At 56.4% G+C, this 10,785-nt stretch carries 9 protein-coding genes and 2 pseudogenes; 4 read left to right on the top strand and 7 right to left on the bottom strand.

Features of this window, described 5'->3' with window-relative positions; genetic code table 11:
- Positions 1–223 precede the first annotated feature (223 nt).
- On the top strand, positions 224–712 hold the full coding sequence (locus IVB32_RS25095; RefSeq protein ID WP_157642934.1) for a hypothetical protein: 489 nt from the start codon (positions 224–226) through the stop codon (positions 710–712).
- 601 nt (positions 713–1,313) lie between these two features.
- Here the strand turns inward: IVB32_RS25095 and IVB32_RS25090 are convergent.
- The gene (locus tag IVB32_RS25090) at positions 1,314–1,547 is read right to left on the bottom strand and encodes a hypothetical protein (RefSeq protein ID WP_247411754.1); all 234 of its coding nucleotides are present in this window, start codon (positions 1,545–1,547) and stop codon (positions 1,314–1,316) included.
- Between the two features lie 1,215 nt (positions 1,548–2,762).
- Here IVB32_RS25090 and IVB32_RS25085 point away from each other — a divergent pair.
- Positions 2,763–2,996 (top strand): hypothetical protein, encoded by a 234-nt coding sequence (locus IVB32_RS25085; protein WP_247285856.1) that lies wholly within the window; start codon positions 2,763–2,765, stop codon positions 2,994–2,996.
- A gap of 83 nt (positions 2,997–3,079) precedes the next feature.
- A pseudogene (locus IVB32_RS25080) lies at positions 3,080–3,552 on the top strand (transposase); the annotation flags it as partial.
- Positions 3,553–4,156: 604 nt separating this feature from the next.
- On the opposite strand, the gene IVB32_RS25075 reads toward IVB32_RS25080, so the two are convergent.
- From IVB32_RS25075 to IVB32_RS25055, 5 genes are all read right to left on the bottom strand, one after another.
- Positions 4,157–5,266 (bottom strand): histidinol-phosphate transaminase, encoded by a 1,110-nt coding sequence (locus IVB32_RS25075; RefSeq protein WP_247411752.1) that lies wholly within the window; start codon positions 5,264–5,266, stop codon positions 4,157–4,159.
- Positions 5,267–5,499: 233 nt separating this feature from the next.
- Positions 5,500–6,105, bottom strand: coding sequence for a CDP-alcohol phosphatidyltransferase family protein (locus tag IVB32_RS25070; protein ID WP_247411748.1), 606 nt, complete (start codon positions 6,103–6,105; stop codon positions 5,500–5,502).
- Between the two features lie 7 nt (positions 6,106–6,112).
- Positions 6,113–6,913, bottom strand: a complete 801-nt coding sequence (locus IVB32_RS25065) for a phosphocholine cytidylyltransferase family protein (protein ID WP_247411745.1) — start codon at positions 6,911–6,913, stop codon at positions 6,113–6,115.
- Positions 6,914–7,275: 362 nt separating this feature from the next.
- Complete coding sequence (gene aepX / locus IVB32_RS25060; RefSeq protein ID WP_247411757.1) at positions 7,276–8,148, bottom strand: phosphoenolpyruvate mutase; 873 nt, start codon at positions 8,146–8,148, stop codon at positions 7,276–7,278.
- 640 nt (positions 8,149–8,788) lie between these two features.
- Positions 8,789–9,025 (bottom strand): hypothetical protein, encoded by a 237-nt coding sequence (locus IVB32_RS25055; protein ID WP_247411743.1) that lies wholly within the window; start codon positions 9,023–9,025, stop codon positions 8,789–8,791.
- Positions 9,026–9,979: 954 nt separating this feature from the next.
- Here IVB32_RS25055 and IVB32_RS25050 point away from each other — a divergent pair.
- Complete coding sequence (locus tag IVB32_RS25050) at positions 9,980–10,606, top strand: hypothetical protein (RefSeq protein WP_247411740.1); 627 nt, start codon at positions 9,980–9,982, stop codon at positions 10,604–10,606.
- Positions 10,607–10,613: 7 nt separating this feature from the next.
- Here the strand turns inward: IVB32_RS25050 and IVB32_RS25045 are convergent.
- Positions 10,614–10,785: pseudogene (locus IVB32_RS25045) on the bottom strand (IS5/IS1182 family transposase); the annotation flags it as partial.

Genomic DNA, 10,785 nt, shown 5'->3' with positions numbered 1-10,785 from the left:
TGCTCGGTTCGGGCTGATGTTCAATCTGTCGACCCCGAAGCCGCTCATGTCGACGGTTGACAAGTATACGGGTGGACCCCAATAACAGCGGCGCTATTCCGGTGCAGATTTTCGGCTAGACTCCCTTCAGGGGTGAGCACATAGGGACTATCAACCTGTGGCATTTCTGCTAATGTTGTGGTCTCATTTGTTGGGAAACTCGCTCCTATGCCGGGAGGGTCCAGTGCCTGATGAACACGACTCCACTTTGCGCGATGCGCATTGGAAAATGTACTCAGAGAATTCGATCCAAGCGCGTCATCACGAGACGCAACGAGCGGCGGTAGCATCTACATTCATAGGCATTTCGGGCGCAGTCATCGCCTTCATGACTTCGGACAAGACGCTGAGTCCTTTGGACCTGCCGCCTGCACTGCTACTCGTTCTGCTCGGCATGTTCGGAGCAGTGTTTTCCGCGAAGCAATACGAGCGTATACAGCTACACACGCGGCGCGCACGGGGCTATCGTGATGCCTATGATGCGCTGCTTCCAGGGTCACCTCTGAGAAGCATCAGACGGATCGCGGATGATGACAACACGCGAGAATTTCCGAAACTGAGTGTTCTACGTCTGAATCAGTTTTGGATTGCGATGAACCTTGCGATCTCTGGACTTGGCGTTTGTCTCGTGATTGTGGCGCTATTCTTCCCGATTCGGGTCATAGCCCCGTAATGGCGTTCGTAGGTCGCCTTCTCGACGGTTGCCTTCACTCCCTTCAAGTCACTGAACCTCCAGAGGGGCGCAAAATTCCATGGCCGCCATCCTCATCACGTCGTTGGTCGAGCGAAGTCATCTCAGCATCGGGAGAAGTCTTATTATGCAATCACAATCTTCGAGCCGTTGCGGGTCGCCCGAGACCCGCCATGTCGAAGGCTTCGATTCGATCGGAACGAAGAAGAGAAGTTTATTCCGACAACATTGAATAGAGATTGAACCCGCCAATCGCAAAAGCACAGAAGGCAATGAACCACGCGCCGGAATCATGCGGCCAAGTCACAATTGCCCATATTCCTAGCCCGACCAACCCAGCATTGATCGCCAGGCCGACAATATTGGTGTGATTAAGGACATAAGCAACAACGGCAAAAAGGAATACCCCCAGCGATGAGGGCTACCAAAACGAAAAATGAAAAAAGGCCTTCGATTGGTGCGGGCATTTAACTTCCCCGCGCGGCTACCATGATGAACAAACACCACCACCGATAGAGGGTTTGTCGCGTCCTTTCCCTCAGGGATGTCGGCTCGCTCTCTTCAAGGGAAGGGAGGGGAGTGCTCAATGTACTCCGCTGGCCGTACCTTTCGAGATCGCGCGCGTCAAAGCCTCGAGGCGGGCTGCGATGCCGCTCATCCGGCGGGCCGCGTGTTGAAGCGCTACTATGTCGGTCGGCCCGGCGCCGGTCGCGAGATTGAGTTCTTTCTGCAGGTGCTGAAATTCCGCCTTGCACCGGTCCAGCTCGGCGAGAAGCATCGCGAATTCGTCCATTGCCGAACGGCCCTTCTGTTGCATGGGCTATGGCCACGATAAGAATAGTCCGACAGGGCTGTCAGGTGTCTTCTCACGGTGGGTAGTCGACCAGCATTCGATCGATCTCTTGGTCAAGCCAGCGTTTGGAGAGGCTTAGGAGGAAGCCCACCATCCGTCCAGGAATGGCTCCGGCAAAGCCCAATCGACTTGGTTGTCGTTGTCAGGGGGAGCTGATAGCTCCTGCATTCCCCCTTAGTGCCGCGTGGCGACGGAGGCGAACAGACAAAGCGACCCGTTCACCACGTCGAACGCGGCGCGACGGAGGATGTGTCCAGCGTAGTGGAGGCACACCTCGGGCGCTTCGCTCAGCTTCTTCGACCAGATCTCGAAGATCTTCCAACTCTGAGAGCTGAGAAATGAGTTCACTAAGTCGTCGGGCACAAAAGATTGGGCGAGAGCTTCGCATAATGTCCTCCCCAGCACAAAAAGCACTATCAGGACGGCTTCAGAGCAAATAGCGCGAGCGTAAAAGTGAAAACTATCATGGGTAAATATCGGATTTCAATACGTCAGGCTAATTGCCGCAGGGTGGCTGCTTCGGTCAGCGCGGTCCGAGACCATTGAGAGAGCAAAAGGACCCCAGCTTCAGGGCGGTGAAGCTGGGGCTGTCTTGAGGCTGCCCCTTGGGAAAGGCAGCCACCCGCTGGCAAAGGGCAACAGGAAAACTTTGCAATCGGGAAGTCGTTCCAAACCGCTTGTCGGCCGCAGAATTCCCGGATGTTGACGCAAGCCGCTCCCTCTGGGCGCCGAGCGGTTGGGCTTGGCGCATTTACCTTGTTTGAGATTTTGACCCCGGCTGTGCCGTTCTGAATCGAGGCGAGCCAGCAGTCACACGTCAGCCCACCGCTGCTCGTCGATTATCCCAGCGTCTGGGTGTTTTGCCGGAGCGTCGTCGTGAGTTCAGGTTCGATGCCCGACACACGAGCCGCCGTGTCTTCCACGTTCGTGACGAGGGCGAGAGTCCTCCGGAACGGCGCAGGACGTGCGAGCAGTGCGGCAGGGCTTAAACGCTGCAGCGCTCCAGCTCGCGGTTCTGTTCGCGGGCGTGCAGAACGCGCGCATGCCGCGAGCGTTTGGCGCGTTACAGCATGATGCACCGCCGCGCGCCACGCCCACCACGCAAGGCACCACCAGATGGCTTGCTACGACGACAAACTGGGTGAGAGAAACGATTGCGGGAGACGACGAGGTATCACTGTGAGTAATCGTCACCACCGCCGCGCTGATCTGGCTAAAATCAAACGCAATACACCTGGCGCCTTGCTGACGTATCTGGTCGAGCCCGACGAACCGGCGCTCGATGGCATGCCGCTGCTCAAGGCTGCGGCGGGCCACCGGACCGGCCGGTCTCGAAGATGGTCGTCACTGCATCATCTGCAGTTCATCCTTGTGACCAGTCGGGACATCGGCGATGTTGCTCAGCACGCCTGACATCGCCAAGCCGACCAAGTTGGTACCGCCGGAACATGCCGGGCGTGCTGGGAAGCGTGATCTGCCCGTTGAGGGAGCCGTCCATGGGTGAGGTTAGCACGATTGGTCTGGATTTGGCGAAGTCGCTGTTCCAAGTGCATCGGATCGATGTCACGCGCGCGGTCCTGATGAAGCGGGTAAGTCGGGCAAAGGTGCTGGAGTATTTTTGCCAGCAGCCACGTTGTTTGGTTGGGATCGAAGCATGACCCTCAGCGCATCATTGGGGCCGCGAACTTCAGGCGCTTGGACATACGGTCAGACTGACACCTCCGAGCTATGTGAAGGCCTACCTCAATCGCAGTAAGAACGCTACGAATGATGCGGCTGCGATCTGTGAGGCTGTGACGCGGCCGCCGATGCGTTTTGTCCCGGTCAAGAGACGACGGAGCAGCAGCCGTTTTGATGCTGCACCGGACTCGACAATCGCTGGTGCGCCAGCCTACCAATGTTGAGCAATGCACTGCGCGGGCACCTGGCCGAACTCGGCATCGCGTCGGCCAAGTGGCGCAACGGGACAGCGGAGTTACCAAGGATTATCGATTGTCGGGGGCGAGACTACAAGGAGCGGAAGCTGTCGCTCGCGGCCTGAGGCTGGCGGACTACGAGATGGCAACACCAATAGACGAGCGCATGACGACTTAATGCAGATACCTCGTTCCGAGAATCGGGAGAACCCGCTTTCAGACGGTCAACGCCCGGTGGGCGAGGTAGAACATCGCGAAGGTGGAAATGATGAGGCTTGTTCGGGAGAACGACGCTCGCACTTGGACAGCAGACTCAGTGTGCGTGGCTTGAGGATGGGCATGTGACCCGATGGGGCAAGTTTCGCGCCTTATTAGTCGAACATGGCGGACTTCCGTCCGCCAGCGCGGACGCGCTCTTGTGTCACATACCAGATTAGGTCAGCATGAAGAGTGCTGTACATAGCCGATCCGCGCTGGAAGATTGTGGTCGCCGACGGCGCGAAGAGAACCGCGATGTGGTTGCCGCGGGGCCTTGATCTGCTTTGATTCCGCTCGACCGAGTAATGGAGTGTTCTGCGATTGCAGCTCTGGCCCCCAACTAAAGTTTCTTTCCTTCTGGATCAGCCATGAGAAGGCTTAGTACCGGCGTCGGTTGCGCTAATCAGAGATGTCTTTCAGTGCTTCCACCAAAAGCCTATTGTCGTCTTCAGTGCGGCTTGCGATGCGCAAGAATCGTTTACCATTCTGAAGAGTCTTGCCGCCATTGTGCCTGATCAATATCCGTCTATCTTTTAAAAGTGTTGAGGCGATCACGTCCCCATCCGGCCAATGGGGCGGGAGTTCGCAGAACACGAAATTTGCGTCGGGCTTCAGAACTCTCATTCCGTCGATGCTGCGCAGGTCTGCGTATAGTTTGTCCCTGTCGCTGCCCACCCTCACCCAACTCTGCTTTGCAGCGTGCGCCAGGTGAGGAAGCTTGCTTAGAAAAAACTCAGCAAACGTATTAACATTCCACGTGGGGAGGGCGGCTCTAATTTCGTCCATCGTCTGTACATTTGCTGATGCCGCATACCCGACCCGTAAACCGCATGTCCCGTAAATCTTTCCAAGGCTTTTGAGAACGATCACGTTCGGAAATTCCAGCAGATGATTTTCCAGGCTTGCACTTCGGCCGAGCTCACTAAACTCGATAAATGACTCATCGATCAATAGGAGTTGCTGTTGAGCTCGAAGCGCGGAAGCCAGATATAGTAAATCCGCATAGGGAACCATCCGCGAGGTGGGATTATTCGGCGATATCACGACTGCGGCGTCGACACCATTTGCACGCGCAAATGCTGCATAGCGGTGCACATCGAGTTCAAAATCTGGCGGTGACAGGAAAAAGCGTGACAACCGCCCGAGCAAGGCGGTGGTTTCATAGGGATTGAAGGTTGGGACCGGGACAGCAATCCGCATACCCAGTCGGCCAAGGAGGATGGGAATCAGTTCAGCCACGCCATTGCAAATGACAAGATTATTAACCGGCGTCTTTACCGCATCCGCAAGAAGCTGGACCAGCTGCGCATTAGGAGAGGGATAGCAAGTAATAAGCCGCGGTAGAGCGTTCTTAAGTTCGTCAAGGAACGCCTGCGGCGGAAAATATGGATTTACCAGAAGGACGAAGTCCTTGATGTCATATTTCCAATAGCCGCCGGGGAATCGGTTGACCAGGTCAGAAACCTCGTCCGGCCTAAGGGATACGGCGATTTGTGCTGCGGTATTCATGAGTGCGACTAGCTCAACGTTTCAGGGCAAACGAAAATCGTAGGATGGTCGCGATCTCCCGACAAGCTCCCGGCGAACAAGCCTCGAGCAGTGCCGATCCGTGCGGAGATGTTCTCGGCAACAAGTCTGGTGCACGCCGGGGTTGGCGAGACTACACGTCATCATGTGACCTGCATGGAGTGAAGCCTGCAAGCCCAAGAAGGCCAGTCGCTGGATCATACTTCCATCCGCAATCAAAAGGAGCGACTGGCTAAAAGCACCGATGACGCGACGGCGAAGATGCTTATTGCCGTATACATTGTTGCGCTGAGTGGTGGCACGCGAAGAGGCGCGACATGCGCTATAGCGAGCAGCAAGAAGGCAATGTTCACGAAATCCGGAAATGCTTCAGCAGGAATAAGAGGCTTAAAAAGAAATAGAAGCGCCAGGAGCGGCACGTCGTATGATAAGGGGATGCCCAAGAACCGTCCATCACGCGACCTGCCAAAGTTCGCAAAGTAGCTAAGCCTTATTGCTCCCGTCACCAGTAGAGCGGTTGCGGTCGCAAACGCGACTTGTGAAGCTTGGCTGACTTGTACCACAACTGCCGCAGGCACAACGGCTCCATAGATGATATCTGCAAAGCCGTCGAGGCTCGCTCCCATTTTTGCGACATCTGGATCCCGACCTTTCGTGCGACCTGCCACAAACCCGTCCAGGTGGTCCGATAGAACAGCCCAAAGCGCCGCTGCCACAGATAGCTCCAGGCGGTCAGAGAGAGCTAAAAACAGGCTGGCGGAGGAAAAGAGAAGACCTGTGATCGTTATCGCGTTCGCTGGATCCCAAAGGAATTTCAGCATTGAACTCTCACCTCGTTTGCAAATGACGTCTCGCCGCGTAGGCATTCGTTCGGTCCTTGAAAATGCGCTCGGCAATCTCCAAATCGTCAGCATTATCAATTTCGTACCAGCTGAGGCCGTCGCATTGCGCCGCGGCGAGCTGTAGGCCTCGCCTCGCTATCAGATAACCCAAAAGTTCTTCGGTGTAGGTCTGCCTAGCTCCAGCGGTGATGATATCGTCCAGTGTCGGAACGATCGTTGCCTTGAGTGTCGGCGCTGAAAGCCGTAGGAGGTTCATCGTCTTGAAAAGCTTTGGGCCATCCGCAACAAGATTTGCCGCGGTTTGCTTCAATCGAAAGCCTGAGATGAAGCCGTTCTGCGACAACAGGACGGCCGACCCTTCCATTGAATCATCGAAGGGAACGACTGCAGCTACGTCGGTCCCGCGGCAGACCATCAAGTGTCGCAGCGCATCCTCTTCGAAAAAGACGTCGCCCTCGAGAAGAAAGCAGTCTCCGGAGAGAAGAGCGTCGCGCGCCAGCCACAAAGAATAGGCGCTTCCGGTGCGGTCGAAGACGGTCGACTCGACATATTTGATTTTGAGTTCGCCAAAGTTGCTACCGCAGGCATATTGAATGGCGTCTTTGCGGTAACCCACCACGATCGTCACCTCTTCCACGCCAACAGATTCCAGATTGTGTAGAGCGTTGTGAAGAATCGAAGTGCCGTTGACCTCGACCAGCGACTTCGGCCGCAGATCTGTCAGAGGACGCAGGCGGGAGCCGCAGCCAGCGGCGAGAATGATGGCGTTCTTGGGAACATCGGTCACAGTTTAGTTCCTTTTTCGTCGCGCCTCTAAGGTGAAACACCGACGGACTTCTTGCGCCAGCTTTAGCGTGCTGAAGCGAGATCAGGTCTGCCGGAGCCATCTGAAAATGGAGCCCAAGCGTTAAGACAGACAAATGGTTCTCGTCGGTCCTTTCACCAGAGAGAAGGGAGGCGGTGGATCCGGTGCCTCGAGCTGCCGAGATGGCAAAGTGCGCATTTCGGTTGAGTGAGGCGGGCTACGCTATCTCAGGACATCTCAGTGCAATGGTTAGGCATTTGAGATTGCAGTCGAACTTGGCCAGCTAGGAGGAAGTCCAGGACAGTAGGTGGACAACGAAAATGCGCTCCTGTGTCGACGAAACCCTATTTGCGCAGTTCAGCGTCGGGACGCAAATATCGCGTTTCCGCACGGGCGAGTTCGTCGTACTTGAACAGTTCGAAGACTTCCTCGAGAGTAGCGATGTGCGGCTCAATGCTCGCGGTGCTTTCCTCAGCGATGATGCGACCGCAGACTTGACGCATTGCCGCTATTGCCGCTCGCATAGACTGGTTGGCCCAGATCACCGTAGAGATGCTGGTTTCTCGGTATACAGAAATCGGTGTTCGATAGTATTTCGTCGGAACGATCACGACCGGCAGTCTGTTCTGCCAAGCGCGCGCGAACGAAAGGACTTCGTCCGCGGTGCTCCTTCGCGAATGAATGAGGATCGCATCGGCTCCCGCGTCGGCGTAGGCGTGAGCGCGCGAAAGTGCTTCGTCCATCTCATGCCCAGCAATCAACGCCTCGGTCCTTGCCACCAAGATCAAGTCGTCCGCGACTGTATCCTTCACTGCCCGGAGGCGGCCAGAGAATTCGTCGATATCGGCGAGGGGGTGCCGATGCCCAACAAACGAGTTCATCTTCGGAAAGCAACTGTCCTCGAGCGCCACGCCGGCTGCTCCACGCTGACGGAGGCTGCGTGTCACGAGGCGCGCGTTGTTGAAATTCCCGAAGCCGCCATCTCCGTCAACGAGCACAGGCAGTCCGCTCGAGTCCACGATCCGCTCGACTACATCTACGAGTTGGCTCCACGACGCTTCGTTGGCATCGCGGTAGCCCAGGGAGCAGGCAATTGACAGGCCGGACGCCCAGAGGCCTTTGAACCCCGCGCGCTCAGCGATTGCGGCGGAGAGACCATCATGCGCTTCCATGAGGAACGATAGCTCGCTGCGGCAACAGATTTCGGCCCGCAGCATTTCAGCAGGTGAGGAACCAGCGGATTGATCGGGGCCGTTGGCGCGAACAGATGCTAATCGGTCTTGCATGCCAATTCCTTGTGATGACGGGCCTAACGTGTAGACCGGCCGATTTCATCAATCGATAGGTGACCTGCTTCCGTCATCTAGATCAATTGCGAGGGTTGGTAGTTGACCGCGCCCGCAAACCTGCTCCGTGTGGGAGTGCTCAAGAGCCATCTTCCGCGTGGTCAATCGCTACATCGGCAACTTGCAGCCCATGCCGGGCGTCTTCCCTAACTATCCCGCGCCTGTGATCCGCAATCAATCGAAGCCTAGGACTGAGACGCGCGCTTAACTTTCACGCACGCTTCGTTTGTCTGTAGGGCGCCGCGGTCTTGCCTGTCCTGCCACGTGCGAGGCTCGGCTTGTGGCGGCTTCAAACACACCGCAATACGTCCGTCGAGTTGCCATAGCTCGATGTCGATGGCATCAACTAGCTGCTGAGCACGTTCCTGTGCTTTTTGCTCGTCGGCACACTGCAAATTGGCCGCGCTTATAACGTGGCGGTCGTGATCCAAAAGGTAAGCTCGGTAGTGCGCCATCCCCTCCCCAAGAAATTGAGCGGGCCCAGACCCTCGCTGGCTTGATCATCGGACCATCACCTCAATGCCTCAATGAGCGTTCTCCGACCGAGCGCATCGTTCGCCGTCAGAAGCGAACCGCCAAGCATTGCCAAGTAGTTTGGCAACTCGCAATCGGGAAGCGCGTTCATATTGCGCACAAACGAGGCGACCGAGTTCCTAAGATCAGCTCGATCGAGATGATCGAAAGCCCGCTGCTTGCACCGCTCGACATATTTGTCGCCCGTCATTTCAATTAATAGGAAATGTTCCATTTCGTCTCCCCAACCGATGACTGCTTCCAATAGTGAAGTTGGAGCCGAGCGGATTTGGCCCGTCTGTCCGAGGGGCGACAAACGGCTGCGCTTTTGTTCCGTGGGAATTAGGACAGAGACACACATCGCGACCGCACTGTCGGCGCCGGGCGGAGTCCAACCCAGATACCGGGTCCGACGGCGCAGGTTTTCTGACGCGCGAGAGCTATCAATCGCTGCGCCTCCTGCTTTGACCATTCGCGTGGCCTTCGATATAGCCGGGGCTCGATCGCCATATCACCTCAGTAAGGAAGAAGGCACGCAAGCTCGGCTTGCTGCTCCAGAAGCAGGCCGACCCCTCGCAACTCCATGCGAAGTGAAATCATTCAATGTTGGGCATCGCGCGCCACCGCCACCTGCGTCGATATTCGTTAGGTAGAATGGCGCAGGCCGCTCCAAATGCAGTTCGAGAATCTCCTTGGCAGCCGCGGGGCGCCATGCCGCGAACGATGTCGTCAGGGCTGAACGCCTGGATCGGGTCAAAAGGGGCGGTCAAAGGCGTTGGGAGGTCAAGTCCGGTTTACCCGTCATAGCTGATGGTCCCAGCTTGGCTCAAGCTCCTTCACATCCGAGCGAAGCTCCTGCGGCGGCCACCAAATCGGCCAGAATTCCTTCAGTCGGCTCTCTGCTTTGACGCACGCCGGGAAGCCGCCGCGACCCCCAGTTCGCCTGCCGCGCAAGCAAAGGGAGCGGTTTGCAAAGAAAGCGATGGGATGCCGCAGCCTACACTACACGCGAACTATAAAACGTTGACCGTCCCCATGAGCTTCTGTTGATGATCGCGAGTTTCAAACCGTTTGATGAGTTCCGTCTCGAAATTGCCACCAAAACGAGGGGGCGACAGCATACTTCGTGTGGAGCAAGTGTGCTTTGCGAGCGCCGTCTGCCAGGCTGCTCACAGAGAAGGACAGTCGGATGATTGCGCCGATTCGACGGAACTGGAATCCAAAAGACATTTTCGATGAGTTGACGCCGGCCATGTTCACGGCCGGACCATCGATTGTGCGCGCACGTCGGGACAAGTTGTGGCCAGAGTTGTATACTGAATACGACGCGAGGCACTTAAAACAAGAAGTGTTCAACCGAAATCTGATCGCCACCAACGAAGCTGAGGCGTTTATTAGTGCCTGGGCCGCGGATGAAGAGCGTCACACCGATAGTTTCATCCGGATCATGGAGCTTGTCGCTGGTGAATCCGAAAAAGATCTTCGAGACAGATTGGAGGCTCGATCGCATAGTTTTTCTGCAATCAATGAATACTTGAAGGACGAATTCTCTCTGATCGTTATGATCGCATTTGATGAGATGTGTACTTGCCGCGCCTATGCTGCGGATAGAGAGTTCTATGCCGGACTTGGCAGCAGCTTCCTTCGTTGCCTGAGAGAGGTGGTTGCCGACGAGGCAGTTCACTCGATGAACGCTGTTAATGTTCTCCGTGCCCGTTACTGCGAGCGCATTTCCGAAATCGGCGAGATTCTCGACAGCCTAATCCGCAGCGTGGGCGATGATCCGGACTATACAGGCACCTTCGTACTGGATTAGTCGTCCGTTAAGAAGGCGAATTGAGCGGGGCTGGAGCGGCCAGCACGCGGCATAGTCGGACCAGGAACAGGCACAAGAGTTCTCTGAGCCAGGCTAGGATGCGGCGGAAGTTGTGGCCGACGGCTGAGAGGATGACGTTGGCGGCGTCTCCGGCACGGCCTTTGAGGTAGCAGCGACCG

The sequence above is a fragment of the Bradyrhizobium sp. 23 genome (genome assembly GCF_023073295.1).
GTDB lineage: Bacteria > Pseudomonadota > Alphaproteobacteria > Rhizobiales > Xanthobacteraceae > Bradyrhizobium > Bradyrhizobium canariense_D.
The sequence above is the reverse complement of the archived record's forward strand: the minus strand, read 5'-3'. Positions and strand labels throughout refer to the sequence as shown.

Bases quoted from the DNA above. Each gene is read 5' to 3' on its own strand.
- IVB32_RS25050 (WP_247411740.1), top strand. From the start codon at position 9,980: ATGATTGCGCCGATTCGACGGAACTGGAATCCAAAAGACATTTTCGAT.
- aepX (WP_247411757.1), bottom strand. From the start codon at position 8,148: ATGCTGCGGGCCGAAATCTGTTGCCGCAGCGAGCTATCGTTCCTCATG.
- IVB32_RS25055 (WP_247411743.1), bottom strand. From the start codon at position 9,025: ATGGAACATTTCCTATTAATTGAAATGACGGGCGACAAATATGTCGAG.
- IVB32_RS25075 (WP_247411752.1), bottom strand. From the start codon at position 5,266: ATGAATACCGCAGCACAAATCGCCGTATCCCTTAGGCCGGACGAGGTT.
- IVB32_RS25090 (WP_247411754.1), bottom strand. From the start codon at position 1,547: ATGCAACAGAAGGGCCGTTCGGCAATGGACGAATTCGCGATGCTTCTC.
- IVB32_RS25070 (WP_247411748.1), bottom strand. From the start codon at position 6,105: ATGCTGAAATTCCTTTGGGATCCAGCGAACGCGATAACGATCACAGGT.